This window comes from Bacteroides graminisolvens DSM 19988 = JCM 15093 (assembly GCF_000428125.1).
Classification (GTDB): domain Bacteria; phylum Bacteroidota; class Bacteroidia; order Bacteroidales; family Bacteroidaceae; genus Bacteroides; species Bacteroides graminisolvens.
In genome coordinates, this window is the sequence record NZ_KE386627.1 from 536,879 (window position 1) to 552,925 (window position 16,047).

At 49.6% G+C, this 16,047-nt stretch carries 7 protein-coding genes; all 7 read right to left on the reverse strand.

Annotated elements, in window-relative coordinates; all coding sequences use genetic code 11:
* Positions 1-2 precede the first annotated feature (2 nt).
* Positions 3-2,087: an aceric acid hydrolase gene (locus C511_RS0114745; RefSeq protein ID WP_024995758.1), complete on the reverse strand. Its 2,085-nt coding sequence runs from the start codon at positions 2,085-2,087 to the stop codon at positions 3-5.
* 23 nt (positions 2,088-2,110) lie between these two features.
* Positions 2,111-5,893, reverse strand: coding sequence for a family 78 glycoside hydrolase catalytic domain (locus C511_RS0114750; RefSeq protein WP_051260539.1), 3,783 nt, complete (start codon positions 5,891-5,893; stop codon positions 2,111-2,113).
* A 12-nt stretch (positions 5,894-5,905) separates the two neighbouring features.
* Positions 5,906-7,372 (reverse strand): glycoside hydrolase family 140 protein, encoded by a 1,467-nt coding sequence (locus C511_RS0114755; RefSeq protein WP_148297689.1) that lies wholly within the window; start codon positions 7,370-7,372, stop codon positions 5,906-5,908.
* 30 nt (positions 7,373-7,402) lie between these two features.
* On the reverse strand, positions 7,403-9,793 hold the full coding sequence (locus tag C511_RS0114760; protein ID WP_244877243.1) for a glycoside hydrolase family 95 protein: 2,391 nt from the start codon (positions 9,791-9,793) through the stop codon (positions 7,403-7,405).
* 206 nt (positions 9,794-9,999) lie between these two features.
* Complete coding sequence (locus C511_RS0114765) at positions 10,000-11,967, reverse strand: 6-O-methylesterase (RefSeq protein ID WP_024995761.1); 1,968 nt, start codon at positions 11,965-11,967, stop codon at positions 10,000-10,002.
* A 5-nt stretch (positions 11,968-11,972) separates the two neighbouring features.
* Positions 11,973-13,304, reverse strand: a complete 1,332-nt coding sequence (locus C511_RS0114770; RefSeq protein ID WP_027318345.1) for a glycoside hydrolase family 28 protein — start codon at positions 13,302-13,304, stop codon at positions 11,973-11,975.
* The gene (locus tag C511_RS0114775; RefSeq protein WP_394356864.1) at positions 13,301-16,015 is read right to left on the reverse strand and encodes a glycoside hydrolase family 78 protein; all 2,715 of its coding nucleotides are present in this window, start codon (positions 16,013-16,015) and stop codon (positions 13,301-13,303) included. Before C511_RS0114775 ends, C511_RS0114770 begins: the two co-directional genes overlap by 4 nt.
* Positions 16,016-16,047: the final 32 nt, after the last annotated feature.

Below are 16,047 nucleotides of genomic sequence, written 5' to 3' on the forward strand. Positions count from 1 at the left end.
AGTTATTTGCGTACCAAAGGCATCCAGACAGTCATTTCGGCCTTGCCTCTGTTTCCCCATGCGTAGTAAGGAATCAGACGGATGTTTACCGGTTTGCTGGTTTGCGACACTTCACGGTAAAGGGTATCTTTCCATGAATTGCGGGGTAGCAAACGGGCTGTTCCCTCCAAGGCTACTATCGGACTGCCGTCGATGGTGATCTTCTTCGGTGTTAACTGTATATCGGCAGGAATAAGCACATCGTCGATAGGCTGACCGCCTTCAATATCGATGCTTTCGAGGCAGTAAACCAGCGGTCCACGTTTCACTACAGTTTGGTTACGGGTTTCTTCCACCAAGGGGTTCGACTCAAGCAACTTCACGGTCATGTCCATCACAAACTCTACTTTATCGCCTTTCTTCCAAATACGGTTTACCTCGGCAAAGCTATCGGCTGAGAGATTGGTTTTCACTACCTCACCATTCACCTTGAGTGTAGCATGGTCGCACCATTCAGGTACACGCAGGTAAAGTGAGAAGGCTTTCTTCTTTGGAGCTTGTTCGATGGTGAGCAACACGGCACCATCCCACGGATAGTCTGTTACTTGTGTGAGTTTTACCTTGCTGCCGTCGGCCAGAGCTGTTTCCAGCTCACTGCCTCCGTAAAGGTTGCACCAGATGCCTTCTTTGCTCACCGTGTAAGCGTAGTTTTGTGCCTGACAAACGGTGCGCAACGTATTGGGAGGGCAACAGAAACAGCTGATGTATTCCATACGTTCCTTCGGCCAGCGAAGGGTATAAGGAAGATCGTTGCTGATGCGCAACGGGTTGGTATAGAAGTAGCGCTTGCCATCCAAACTGACTCCGCTAAGCACGCTGTTATACAAACAGGTCTCTACTATTTCGGCATACTTGGCTTCACCGGTAGTTTGCAGCATGCGCCAGTTGAAGAGCATATTACCAATGTTGGCACAGGTTTCGTTGTGAGCGGTACTGTTGGGCAATTGAAACGGACGACCGTAGCTTTGGTGTACCTTCTGTATGCTATCGGGCTCGTAGCAGGTTCCATCGGGTGAAGTGCCGTCATAAAGGGCTCCACAAGCTCCGGTAACGTACATTTTTCGAGTCACAATGTCTTTCCAGATGCTTTGCAGGTTTTCCATCAGCAGCTTATCACCTGTTTCAGCATATACGTCGGCAACTCCTGCGTAGAGGTAGTTGGCACGAACAGCATGCCCCATGGCTTGTTTCTGCTGACTGAAGGGCACACGGTCTTGGTTGTCATCGGTTCCGTGCTCCACCATTCCACGAATCTCAATGAGGTTCTGCGAAAGATCGAGGTAACGAGGATTGCCGGTGGCACGATACATCTCAACAACTCCCATGTAGTGCGACGGACAGATGGCGTTGCGCGCCAGTTCTGCCGATGCTGTTTCATAAAAATGACAAAGGAAATCGGTAGCCTTCACCGCTACATCAAACAGGGTTTTCTTTCCGGTAGCACGGTAATGGGTAATACCTGCCATCATCAGATGCCCCAGGTTATAGGTTTCAAAGTTCAAGCGGTTGGCAAAAGCACCTTTCTCATCCTCGGCTCCTACCTTGGTACCAATCACGGTATGATCGTGTTTCTTATGTGAATCGATGCCTTTGTTGCGTTCCTCAATGATGACGGGGGTATGAATGTAACCGTCTTCACGTTGTGCCAAAGTTATTTGTGCAATGGCTTTATCCATTAAGGTATTGAGCTTGGGGTCTTTGGTGACTGCATAAACAGATGCCACACCCTCCAGCCATTTATAGAAATCGCCATCGTGAAAGGGAGGTCCCCAGTGTTCGCCGGGACAAGTACCTGCTGCTATTTCAAAGTTACGGAAACCATGTGACACATCGGGGTTGTTCCAAGTGTTCCACATACTGAGCAACATGGTATCTTTGCACACCGCAAAGCGGTCGCCCCAGAAGCCATTTGTCCACCGCACAGCACCCAGTTCAGTGTTGTGCATTTTGGCAAAGCGACTGTTGCTCATATCCGTCAGCCCCTTATTTTGTGCAGTAGTTATTGCTGCAAAAGCCGACAGTAAAAAAAGGAGTTGTATCTTCTTCATTATTCTGTTATCCGAATGTTATCTTAAAACTTTTTAGGGTCAATCAATTGATATTTTATGCGCTGCCTGCGCCACGTATAAATGGCATGTACCTTGCCGTCACTACCTTGTATGATAGACGGGTACGAGTACTGGCTAATGGGACTGTCTTCCAGCACCAACACTTCTTTCCAGTTCTTACCATCTTTAGATACGGCCACGCTAAGCGGTGTGCGCACGCCTTTCGGTGTGCCGGGCAACGTACCGAAGTTGTTATATATAAGTAGATGGCGACCGTCTTTCAATGTTACGGCATCTGTACCGGAATTATTATTGGGTACCGAAGTCAGTTCCAGTGGTGACCAGGTGTCACCGTTATCACTGCTCCAGGCCGTAGCGACTTTCCCGTTACGTGTACGGCAAAGTACTTGCAGCTTGCCGTTTTTGTGCTTCAGTATGCTGGGTTGAATGGCTTGCACCACATGCTTTTTCTGTTCGAAGTTCTCACCTGCTTCCATGTCTTCGGGACCACTGGCTTTGCCTTGCAGCAAAGTGGGTAGTGCTTCAGTCGCTCCGATGGGGCCAACCATTTTCCATGTTTTGCCCAGGTCGTCGGAGATTTCAAAGTGAACCTGCCAACCGCCACTGCCCTCCGTGCTCGACGGACAGATGATGCGCCCATTCACAAATTCGGGCTTGTTCTTTATCGGGCCCAGGAAACCTTCGGGAAGCGGTTCACGCTTACTCCATGTTTTACCACCGTCTTTAGAACGAACCAACCAGCCACTCCAGTCGGATACTTTGAGACCTATTTTAAAGAACAGCAATAAGTCGCCTCCGGGCACCTGAAACAGCACCGGATTCCAACATGCTTTGCGGAAAGTGGGACTAAACACACCATCGGCAGCCATTTGAGGGGCTGTCCACTTGTCACTTCCCTTCTCCTTGCGGCATACCCAGATGCAACAATCGGGATTGCGCTCTTTGGTTCCGCCAAAGAAAGAAGCGACTAAATCTCCTTGAGGAGTCTCCACGATGGTTGCTCCGTGACATTCGGGGAATGATGCTTGCTCGTACAAAAACTCATCCGACAAGATAGCCTTGCTTCGTGTGGGAATTTGCACACTATAATGGTAAGTACCCGAACCAATTTGTTCCACCTTACCATTGGGTAAGTGCACTTCTGCTGTGGTATTAGCCGGAATCTCCACATCCCATTCTAAGTGAGTGGGAGTTTTGCTCCATTTGCTGACCACTTTTCCATAGGGTGTGATGTAGGATGCATCGACCTTGCTAAGCTCCTGAATCTCAAAATCCGGACGAAGCACGATGTGTTTGAATGCTACCTGTTGCTTGTCGGAACGGATGCCCGCCAGGTTTTCGTAGCACCACACCATCAGGTCGCCCAACAACATGACGTGGTTGCCGCTGTTCATCTGCGGATTGGCTGTGTTGCCATTCCATAATTCCCAAATGGTAGTAGCACCGTTCTCAACCATGTAACCCCAACTAGGATATTTCTTGTTGGTAGCCAACAGATAAGCAATATCGGCACGTCCCATTTTGCTGAGCTCGCGCATGAGCCATTGCACACCAATTACGCCGGTGCTGATTTGCCCGTTGTTAGTGGTAATGATGGTCGTCACTACATTCTTTGCCACTTCTTCTACATACTCATGCGGAACCAGCTCGAATGCCAGAGGCAAAAGATTGGCCGTTACCGTATTGTTTCCGTAGTAAATGCTGTCCGGATACAGCGTATGTCCCGGTACTTTAGAAGTTCCCTTTTTAACCGTAAGGAAATGCTTGTTGAATGCAGTCTTTATGTTAGTTGCCAGTGCATCAAACTCAGCTACATCTTTGGTGAAACCTTGCAACGTGGCAAAGCGTTTCATTAGTTGCAGCATCTTATAATAGTAAGCGGTAGAGATGAGCTTACCATCGGTTTGACGTTTCGGATCGCGGCTGTGAATCATGTCCAGTCCTTCGGGTGGCACACACCAGTCGCCATAGGTATCTTTGGTAACAATATACTCTTCCGTCATGTACTCCTTGCGCATGTGCTCCAGCCACAGCTTCATGGCTGCGTAGTTCTTCACAATGGGTTTGAGGTTGCCAAACTGAGTGTAGAGCATATCCGACGATAATAGCAGGGCTGCCGGCCAAGTCATGTTATCCGAATAATAGTTCCAGAAAGCAGGAGCCACATCGGGTATGCAACCGTCTTCACGCTGTGCCTCGCGGATGTCGTCCATCCATTTGGCATAAAGCGGACCGTTTTCCATCAGGAAGCTCTCACCCAATGAACCGGTGGTTCTGTCGCCCAACCAAGGTTGGCGCTCGTTGCGTTGCGGACAGTCAACCGGCATTCCTTTGTAGTTACCGCGTATGCCCCAGAAAGCGTTGCGGTATATCTGGTTCAGCGTGCTGTTCGATGTAGTGAAAGAGCCGATGGTTTCCATCTCGTCGTTCACCACCTCGCCCACAAAATCATTCACGGTAGCATGGGAGTAACCCGTCACCTCCACGTAGCGGAAGCCGTGGTATACAAAGCGAGGAGCCCATGTACAACCTGCTTCATCGCCACGCACAATATAGGTATCGGTAACGCGCGCATCACGAAGGTTGGCTACATACAGTTCGCCGTCTTTCTGCAACAATTCGGCAAAGCGCAAACGAATAGAATCGCCTGCATTACCTTTCACTTTGAGGCGGATCCATCCTACCATGTTCTGCCCCATATCAAGAATATACTTCTTGCCCACTTGGGTGATAGATACAGGTTTCAGTGTGTCAACCACTTTCATGTTGGGCGACATGGCAGCACGAAGTGTTCCCATAGGCAAGCCCACACGTTGTGCAGACACCCAAGCAGCATCGTTGTAACCATAAGTAGCCCAGCCCTTTAGTTCCTTACGGGCATCATACTCTTCACCGTCGTATTCGTTGTTACTGCGTATGGGACCCTCGGCAGTGAGTTTCCACGACGGATCGCTCGCAATGGTTTCCGAGGTTCCGTCTGCGTATTCCACAATGAGGTTCAACCTCATCTTGGGATAACCGAAGTTAGGAATCTTATAAGGTTTGTAGTTTTGACGCATGGTGTAGAAGCGTCCGTTACCCAAGGTAACTCCCACCGCATTTTCAGACTGAAGCAAAGATGTTACATCAAAGCTGTTATACAAAACCGTTTTGCGGTAGTCGGTAGGTGCAGGAGCCAACACCTGATCGCCCACCTTGTGCCCGTTGATGTACAGCTCGTACAACCCCAAACCGGAGATGTGAACGGTAGCTTGCTTCACCGTTTTACCCAGCTTGAACTCCTTGCGAAGGTAACGTGCACTGAGACGACTCCATTGCGTGTCGCTATCCCAGGGGAACGTACCGTCATAACCAATCCAGCGACCTTTCCAGTTGTTCTCGGAAAGCAGTCCCATGCTCCAATGAGCCGGTTCGCTCCAACCCGTTTCGCCACGAGTAGTGTAGCTTTTTACCTTCCAATAGCATCTGACGTTGCTTTTCAACGCCTTGCCCGCATAAGAGACCCAAATGGATGCATCGGAGTTTACCTTACCCGAATCCCATAAATCACCCTCGTTCTTGTTGAGCTTCTCTAACGAAGAAGCCACCAGAACGTGGTAAGCAGTTTGCATCACATTGCGTTCGGCCGACACCAGTCGCCAGCTAAGGCGAGGCGTTTCTGCATCTATTCCCATGGGATTCACCATCTGCTCAGTGCGCAGGTAGGTGACATCCACCTTTGCCCAGGCTGCCAAAGGCAGCAACAAGGCAAACAGGAATGCGTATATCAATTTGTTGTTATGCATGATAGCAAGAATTTATTTATTCCATTTTTGCTGTGCATCGGGCAACTCAGTCCACCCCTTCTGCACATAATCTTTTGAAGCATCTACAGCAATGAGCACCTGATCGTTGCCACTGATGTATCCGCTGTCGTGTTGGAAGTTAACCACCTTGCTGTCGAACTCGCCTACATACTCCAACTTACCTGTTTTGGCTGCGTACCACCACACATTTTTGCGGGCACCGCTGATTTTGCTCAAGTCAATCTGCATGGGGCGACCGGTGTAGCTGTACACCATCAGGTAGTCGTTGCCACGCGTAGCAATGGCACGATCGTAACGTTCTCCATTGGTTCCGGCAATGATGCTCTGATCGGGTACACGATCGAAGAACGGGAAGCTAAGCATCAGGTTCTTGATGTATTTCATCTGGTTAAAGCCGGGATCGTTCAACGCTTCGTACCAAGGTTTCTTGGCTCCGTAAGCACCACCCACACCCGGACGGATAAACTGCATAATGGAATTGTGACCGTATGTATGTCCGAATGAACCGGCAAAAACCGACCAGTAAGCATAACGACGTACATCGTTGTCATTCCAGAGAGTTTCGTTGGGATCATGCAACCCTTGAGGAATTTCCTCGTAGATCGGTTCACCGTCGATAACCGGTTTCAGCGGTTTCTCAGCAAAGCTTCTGTCCACAAAACGCCAGTTATCTTCCTCGGTATTCTCTTCAATGGGGTAATCACCATCGCCATTGCGTTGACCGTAACGACGGTGTCCGCTCTGGAACATGTTGAAGTCCAACCACTCAGCTTTGTTAAACCACATAGCCGATGTGGTACGACCCCGCGGATGGAAAGTCATCAGGTGGTTTTTATCAATCGCACGGATGCTTTTGGCTAGTGCTTCCCATTCGGCAGTTTTCACATCGCCACGAATGTCGCCACCAATGAACCAAATAACATTGGGTTCGTTCTTGTATCTCTCTGCCAGGAATTTACCGTAAGCCTGAGCCTCTTTGACGCTCATCTGACCTTTGCTGACGGGAGTTCCCCAGATGCACACCATACCGATGTAGATACCTTTGTTGGCCGCTGTTTTAATGATATAATCCATGTGATCCCAGTAACCGTACACCCCTTTCTTGTTGATGTCTTTGAAGTTGAAACCATCAACCAACGAGTATTGTCCGTAGGCATTCATGGAGGGAACATTGTTCATGGTTTGCACCTGAACCACATTGTAACCTCTTTGTTTGCATTGTTCCAGATAATATTCCGCTTCATCGCGGTTCAGGCGTTCGGGCAAAAGCCATCCGGTTTCACCCAACCAAAAGAAAGGCGCTCCGTTTTCATGTTTCAGGTAACGACCTTCTTCAGAAACAACCAATTTACCGTTACTCCAGGGGATGTACGTTTTCGCTGTTTTCTTCTGAGCCGACGCGTTACCGGCTGTTAACATCAACAAAAACAAGAAATACCAAAAAACATTTGTCTTCATCATATCATTCGCGTTTATTATTTATTCTTTTTATTTTCCAATAACTACATATTCCTTTCCTGCACGAGTAGGAAGGTCATATAAATAAGTAGGTTTCAATTCCACTTTATTCAACTTGGCCGATTCATTGACCAAAGGTTGTGCTATGACGGGCACTTCATAGAGTGCGTTGGGATTCTTTCCTTTGGCTTTCTTCAGGCCTTTGGCGCTAAGCGGATGGAGCGAACGCAGACGACAGTTGCCACCGGCGTGCGACTTAATGGTAAGCCGTTCTACTTTTCCGTTTTTCCACTTCAGGTTGAGCTCAAAGCCTCCCCTAGCCATCAGTCCCTTCACCTCTCCCTCTTTCCACAGCGAAGGCAGTGCGGGGAGCAAGTAGATGAATCCGTCGTAACTCTGCATCAACATTTCGGCAATGCCGGCCGTACAGCCAAAGTTACCGTCAATCTGGAAAGGCGGATGTGCATCAAACAGGTTAGGGTATGTACCTCCTTTTTTCTTCTCGTTGCGCACCAGTGTGAGCTGATCGGTTATGAGTTTATATGCATGGTCACCATCGAGCAAACGGGCCCAGAGGCACACCTTCCAGCCCATGCTCCATCCGGTTGAGGGATCGCCACGGTGAATGAGTGAGGTACGGGCTGCGTCAAACAAAGCCGGTGTACGGTAAGGGGAAATCTGGTTGCTGGGAAACAAACCGTAGAGGTGTGAAATGTGACGATGCACATCGTTGGGGTCATCCCAATCGAACATCCACTCCTGCAATTGTCCCCATCGTCCCACCTGCATAGGAGGCAGCTGGGCTATGCGTTGCTCCAGGTGTGCAGCAAAGGCAGCATCTACACCCAACACACGTGCCGAGGTGATGATAGCCGACCAGAGATCGAACACCAGCTGGTTGTCCATGGTGCAACCTGCTGCCGTGGTAGCCTTGCCTTCACTGCCTGCATGTACATTCTCGGGCGAGTTACTGGGGCAAACCACCAGCCAACCGTGCACGGGCTCTTTCACCATCGTTTGATCAAAGAACACGCCTGCCTCTTTCATAATGGGGTAAGCCGAGCGCAGAAATGCCACATCGCCTGTGTAAAGGTATCTTTCCCACAGGTGACGGCACAGCCATGCCCCACCCGATGGCCACATGCCCGACGGTGCTTTGTCGAGTGCACCCGTTATGCGCCATATATCTGTATTGTGATGCAACACCCAGCCATCGGCACCATACATGGTTTTAGCCGTTTCGCGTCCGGTTTCACTCACTTCCTTAATCAACTTAAAGAGCGGTTCGTTCAGTTCGCTGAGGTTGGTCACCTCTGAGGGCCAATAGTTCATTTCGAGGTTGATGTTGCACGTATATTTACTGTCCCACGACGGGAAGAGTTTATCGTTCCAGATGCCCTGAAGATTAGCCGGTTGTCCACCCGGTTGCGAAGAACAGATCAGCAAGTATCTGCCGAATTTGAAGTAAGTAGCTACCAAGAACGCATCATTCGTTTCCTTGAAACGCTCCACACGCATGTCTGTTGTTACATGGGGAAACTGATCGTCGCCCAAGTCCAGAGACGACCGATCCATGAACTGACGGAAGTAAGCCACGTGAGCTTTCACATCGTCGGCATAGGAACGCTTTAAAGCCTTGTCCAGAAAGTCTTTTGAGCGCTCCACTTCATTGCCGTCGATGTTTTTATAGTTATTAAAATTGGTAGCAATGGATACATACAATACCGCTTCATCGGCTCCCTCAACAGAGAGTGTACCGTCCTGACAACTTACTTTTCCTCCTTGCGTAGTAGCCGTGAGGCGACCTTGAAACAAGACCTTACCTTTGAGCCCCTCGTGCCACGAAGACACCCCCGATAGTGTTACACAATTGCCATCCGAAGCAATAACCGGATCCTGATGCGGTGTAGTAAGCAATGCATTGCAGGTAATCATTCCGGGTTTATCGGCGGTGAGACGAACCATCACCACCTGCGAGGTGAACGACGTGATGGTTTCACGACGGTACGTAACGCCATCCACCTTGTAGCGCACCACCGTGCGGGCCGAGTCCAGACTTAATTCTCTGTAATAATCCGTGTAACGGGTATGTCCGGGAAAGGAAATGCGCAAATCGCCAAACGTTTGGTAAGGCATGCCCGAGTTGGTTTTGGCCATCACCTTCTCCGTAGCCAAGGTTTGTGCTTCGAGGTACTTGCCGGCAAAGACCAGTTCGCGTACCTTGGGGATGTACTCCAAAGCATCGGGGTTGGCGTTGTTATTGGGTCTACCTGCCCAGATAGTCTCCTCGTTCAGCTGAATTTGCTCCACACCCGGAGTGCCAAATACCATGGCTCCCAGCCGTCCGTTTCCCAGCGGTAGCGCTTCTGTCCACACCGCCGCCGGTTTGTCATACCACAGTTTGTATTCGCGAGCCTGCATCGACAGCGACACCAGTCCCACAGCCCATACAGCTGCTGTTCGTAACAAAGATTTATTTTTCATCATTATTTATTTCGTTTTTCAACGTTTAAACACTTTCTTATCCAAGAGCCACGAGCAGTTTGAAATCTGCCACGAGCAATTGCACCAATTGCAACGAGCAATCCACTCAAATGCCCCGAGCAATTGGGAGCATTACCGCCACCTTATTGCTTCTGCTCCGCTGCTTTTTTAGCAGCCTTTTCGGCCTTCACCTTGTCAACGTAAGCCTTGAAAAGCTGACGCCAGTTGCGACCGTTGTTGTTCAGATATGCCTCACACTTATTCTTGTACATCTCGAACACAGCCGAAATCTGCTTCATGCTTTTGTAGTCGATAGCCTGTTCGCGAGCCTGCTTGAGATGAGCCAAAATGGTAGCTTCCTCCTTCTCTGTGAGGTCGGGCACAATGGACTTGTAACCGTTCATGGTGAAAGCCACTTTACCCACCGTATATTTATCGAGAATAGCCTCTACCTGCTCCTCGGTAAGTGACTTACGCAAGCCGTTCATCAGCTTGGTGTGCACCTCTTTCGGCATGGCCGAATCGGCTATCAGGGAGCGTTCCAGCTCGCTGAGCGGACTGCCCGTGAGCGGATTAATGCCTTCGGGAATAGTGGTAAAAGGATGATCGTTGTGCCAATCGCGCACAGCACGCAGGTGATTATAAATCAGCGTGGTAACGTATCCGGCTGTTTTCTGGTCTTTCAGTTGCAAAGAAGCTACCCATTCGGCTGCTTTTTTCTCTAAACTCAAATCGGATTGCAGTTGGGCAAACCTGCCTTTATCAAAATACACCGCCAAGGCATCGAACGAGCGGATGGCCGTTGCAGGCATCAACTCACCCTTATTGCCAAAGCTAAACATAACCTCCTGAGGTTCGATGGTTACTTTCTTCTCATCGAACTTGCTCTTATCAAGACTAAACACCGAAGCAAAGAAGTCATAGACAGCCGTGCGTTTGTTAATACCAAAATCATGCCCTTCCTGAGGAAGATGTACATTGGTCACCTTATCTGCCGCTCCGTAAAATCCGTACACTTTTTGCAGGTAAGGGAGTTCCAATGTAGGCACACTCGCTGTCCAGTCCTTGCCATCGGAAACCACCAGCAGGGGACGTGGGGCAAACATGGCAGCCAATTCGGCATTATTGGTTCCTCCACAAGCTAGTGAAACAGGCATGCCGCTTTCGCAGGGGCAGCCACCATCGAAGTGTGAAGCCAGACTTACGACCGGTGCCGCAGCCGTAAAACGTTCGTCGAGTGCAGTGAGTAAAACAGTCTGCGTTCCACCACCGGAACCGCCGTTTACCCCTACACGGGTTTTATCAATATCTTTGCGGGTAAGCATGTAATCGAGAATGGAAAGTCCGTTCATTGCCTGAATGATGTGCGCCGCACTGGAACGGTGAGCCGCACCGCCTACCTGCAAAGCCGATTCGCCCCAACCAAAGAGATCATAATCCACACAAACAGCTCCCATACGTGCCAGTGTACCCATGCGTTGCTGTTGATCTTCGCGGTAGCGCCCGCCACCGAAATGTCCGTTGGGACAAACTATCAACGCATGTTTCCCCGAAGTACGAGGGGTGTATATGGAACCGCAAACGTACAGTCCAGGCAAGGTTTCCAACGCAAAGTTCTGAACGGTGTAGCCATCGAACTTGCGTATTTTGGAAAGGATGGGTTTACTTATCACCCGTTTGGCCATCAAAGAATCGAGTCCTAACTTGCTACGTACCTCGGCACGCAAACAAGCCTTCCGTTGCTCCCATGATGCTTTATCGGCATACAGTGCTTGCAGGTGAGCCAGCATTTTTTCTCCGTCGGCATCTGTGCGACGTGCATACTCATATACTTTAAGTTTGTACGTTTGCGCATCTTGCTTCACAAACTTATAGTCGAACGGTGCCAATACGTTGGTGAGTGACTCTTCAACAGAGTACGGGCGAATGCGGAAATCGGCATAAGGAAGTACCTTGCCTACCGTATCGATATCATATTTCAGGCGCACGTTGAAACGTGTTTGTATGTCGGCCAGCACGTCGTGCAGCGGACGAGCAAACTGGTTTTCGTATGTCTGTGCATTTGCTCCTGCAGAGCTTAGCAGCATGGCTGCCATGACTAATTTCTTCATCGGTATCATTCCAGTGTTATTGTTTGACCGTTGATCGTTACATCGGTCAATGATAGGTTCTTGTAATTCAAAAACTGAGGTTTCTCACGACTCTGTATGTTGATGTCGCGCAAGGAAACATCCGAGATGGGTGCCTCGTCGAGACCTCTGATAAAAATTGGTGTTTTCACGTCACGGGCAGTCAGTCCGGAAACATGAATATCTCTAAAGATCGGCGTACGCTCGCTCAGCGGTTCGGCAGGCATGTTGCTGTACATCAGGTCCATTACAATGGCCTCGTTCTTGATGTTGCGCATCACGATGTTGCTGATGCGAATATCTTCCACCACACCCCCGCGACCGCGGCTTGATTTCAGACGAATCCCCCTGTTGGTTCCATCGAACACACAATTGCTGATAACCACCTTGCTCACTCCCCCACTCATTTCACTACCAATCACTACACCACCATGACCTGCCAGCATGGTGCAATTGGTAATGGTAATATTCTGGCACGGAGCAGCGGCTTTGCGACCCTGCAAATCGCGTCCAGATTTGATGGTGATACAGTCATCACCTACCGAAATGTGGCAGTCACTGATGTGCACGTTGCTGCACGATTCAGGGTTGATGCCATCCGTATTGGGCGAAGGCACGTTGTGAATGGTTACACCCTTCACCGTAACGTTATCGCAAAACTGCGGATTGACAGTCCAGAAGGGAGAGTTAACAATCTTCACTCCCTCAATCTTCACATTCTTGCAGCGCAAAGGCTGAATGAATGGCGGACGGAAAAAGCGTCTCTGCAACGTGTTTACATAATCTTCATTCGTTTCGGCGTACAATGCTTTCGTATCATTGGCCTTGTCCCACATGGGCTGGTATTTATTGATGTCTCTCACACCGTTGTCCTTCAAGTCAATCATGACACGGAAAAACTCCATCCACCATTTTTTGCCCTGACCATCGAGAGTACCTTCTCCTTTTATGGTAATATTCTCGGCATCTACCGCATAAATAAGCGGCGAAAAACTCTTCATCATCACCCCTTCGTAACGCATTTCCACAAACGGAAGGTATTGGTCGAAATCATCGGAAAAGAGCAGTGTGGCACCGGCTTCCAGCTCCAGCGTGATGTTACTCTTCATCACGATAGAACCTGTGAGGTAGCGCCCCGCAGGGAAAAACAGCGTACCACCGCCACCCTTGCTAAGCCTGTCGATGGTTTGGTTAATCAACCGGGTATTGAGCGTAGTACCATTCGCTTTGGCACCTGCCGCACGCATGTCAACACGTTCTGCACGCATGGCAAAAGGCAAGCCGATCAATAGGGAGAATAATAGAATACGTATGTTCATCGTTCTAAGTTTTTAGTAAATGAATAACTGCCGCTCTTTAACAGGCGGGGCGTTTCTTCGCCGGGCATAAACAATTGGGCCGAACAGTTGACCGGCACATTTGTCCGGAGGGTAAAGATACCATTTTCTTTGGTCCAATTCACTGAAATGGTTCCGTAAAGCGTTTGGAAGGTAGCTTCTACTTGTTTCAAATCGCCCACGGGTTGGGGAGCTATCACAAAATCCTGATACCCCGGAGCCGACGGATCGGCCTGAATACCAGCCAATGAAGCAAAAAACCACTCGTCAATCTGTCCCATCATGAAGTGATTCCACGACGAGCCCTGACGCGGATCCCACTGCTCGGTAAGCGTAGTAGCGCCAAATTTCAGCTGAAAGCCATAGCCGGGTGCTTCTTCGTGATTATGCATGGTGTACATCAGCTCATTGAGTCCGTTGCGCGCCAATGCCTGGAACAGGTAACGGTTGCCCACATCACCCGTTGTGAGGCGATTACCGTGTGCTTTGATGTCCTTCACCAAATTTTGGAGCACTTGTGGGCGTGTTCCATCTTCCACCAGACCGAGGAAGAGCGGCAATGCATTGCTGCACTGACTGCCTGTGCCATATTGAGCTGTTTCGGGGTGAAAGAATGTATCGTTGAATGCAGCTTTCACCTTTGCTTTGAGGGCAGCATAATAATTTTCGTCGTACTTGTTACCTACCATACGTGCTGCCTGTTCTAGGTAGCAAATATCGAGGTAATAGTGTGCCGTAGCAACCAGCGGAACGGGTGTGTTACGCGAGAAACCTGCACGGAAATCGCCGTAGTCATACCAATCACCTAAACCAAACGAAACAATGTGGTTCTGTGCACGCGAAGTGAGATAGTCCACATAAGCGCGCATATTACGGTAGTAACGCTCTATAAGCGAAGCATCACCGTAGGTTTCGTAATACATAAACGGCAAAATAACCATGGATGAACCCCACTCGGGAGAGTCGGCAAACACATCCATGCCCGGGCCTTCAAACACTACATACTGAGGTGCCGTAGTGGGAACCATGCCGTTGTCGTGTTGTGCATCGGCCATGTCTTGCATCACCTTGGGAAAGAGGGTGGTCAGGTCATAGTTGTACAACAAACCGGGACCATTGAGGTGCAATTGTTCCAGCCAGCCCAGCTTTTCACGGTGCGGACAGTCGGTAAACACCGATTGCATGTTGCTGCGCACGGCCTTGCCTATAATGCGGTGTGCACTGTTGAACACGTCGTTGGAGCAACGGAAAGTGGCTACATCACGAGCCGAGTTATATACAAAGCATGACTGTATGTTTTTGATTACAGGAAGTTTCTGCGGGTTCTTCTGTCCTTTCAATACGGCTCCTTCAACCTGAATGTAGCGGAAACCATAGTATGAGAAACGCGGATGCCACGTTTCGTCTCCTTCACCTTTGAGGGTGTATTCGTAATAGTGCTGACGCCCTGTCTGTCTTTGGTTAACAGCCCCCTCATCGGTAAGTGCTTCGGCCACAAGCAAGGTTACTTTTTGTCCTTTCTTGCCACGCACGGTAATCTCCGGAAAACCGGCCAGGTTCTGCCCCATGTCGAGCACCATAGCCAAAGGATCCACCGTTCTTTTGGTCGACTTCGATGCCGCCTCTACCTGTTGAGCCGTCAGCCGGGTTACTTTCTGAATGCCATAACGCTCCATGATTTTCACCGGTGAAGCCTCTTGCGGACGAAGGGTCCCTTTGGGTGCTTCCTGAATCACCACCGGTTTCCAGTCAGCATCATGGAAAGCAGCAGTGTTCCATCCCTTTTGTTCCAAGCGGGCATCGTAGCTTTCACCACCGTATATGCTATTGAAAGTAACCGGACTCAAAGCGTACTTCCAGTGGGCATCCGAACAAATTTCTTCCTGTGTGCCGTCTGCATGGGTAATCACCATCTTGAGCAACAAAGTAGGTGGCCCGAAACCGATTTGCAGTTTGCGGTATCGTCCGCCACCCTGCACATTGTAAAATCCATTGCCTAGTAAAGCACCTATAGCGTTGACTCCTTCTTTCAGCAAAGAAGTCACATCGTAGGCGTTGTAATACACCGTTTTGTCGTAGTCGCTCCACAGAGGGGCAAACTCGCTGTTGCCCACCTTCTGACCATTCAGGCTGAGTTCATAATGTCCCAGACCGCAAACGTAAACCATTGCCCCGACTATTTTTTTATTCACGGTAAAGCTGCGTCGCAGGCTGATGCTCTTGGACGACAAACTGTCTACAGCATCCCACAACGCCTTCACCTCAGGCTTCTTCATGTCGGTACCGTGGAATTTTCGACCAGCAGGTAGTTTAGCCTGCTGTTGCGTAATGGCTCCTACCCAATGCGCATTTTGAAAGAAAGAACTTGAAGGAGCTATGCCGAAAACAGCCTCTGCACTCCAGGCAGCAAGCTTCCCTGCTGCATCCCAAACTTGTACTTTCCAACTATATTTTTGTGCCGGTGTAAGCGGAGCACCTCCATAGGGCACATGTTGACTTTGAGAAGACACTTTTTTGCCCGATTGCCATACCAGCGTACGCTTTGCGCCCTGTAGGGCGTAGACTTCAATGGCATAAGCTGTTTGTGCATCGGCCTGTACGGACGAAGTCAGTTGCCACCCAAAGTGAGGCGTCAACGTACTTACGCATAGCGGGTCGACCGTCATTTCACAGGTGGGTTTTACCACTTCCATGGCCCAGAGGCTACGGAAAGAGTAAAGCAACC

Coding starts and splice junctions, on each gene's coding strand:
- C511_RS0114745 (WP_024995758.1), bottom strand. CDS start 2,087: ATGAAGAAGATACAACTCCTTTTTTTACTGTCGGCTTTTGCAGCAATA.
- C511_RS0114750 (WP_051260539.1), bottom strand. CDS start 5,893: ATGCATAACAACAAATTGATATACGCATTCCTGTTTGCCTTGTTGCTG.
- C511_RS0114755 (WP_148297689.1), bottom strand. CDS start 7,372: ATGAAGACAAATGTTTTTTGGTATTTCTTGTTTTTGTTGATGTTAACA.
- C511_RS0114760 (WP_244877243.1), bottom strand. CDS start 9,793: ATGCAGGCTCGCGAATACAAACTGTGGTATGACAAACCGGCGGCGGTG.
- C511_RS0114765 (WP_024995761.1), bottom strand. CDS start 11,967: ATGAAGAAATTAGTCATGGCAGCCATGCTGCTAAGCTCTGCAGGAGCA.
- C511_RS0114770 (WP_027318345.1), bottom strand. CDS start 13,304: ATGAACATACGTATTCTATTATTCTCCCTATTGATCGGCTTGCCTTTT.
- C511_RS0114775 (WP_394356864.1), bottom strand. CDS start 16,015: ATGGAAGTGGTAAAACCCACCTGTGAAATGACGGTCGACCCGCTATGC.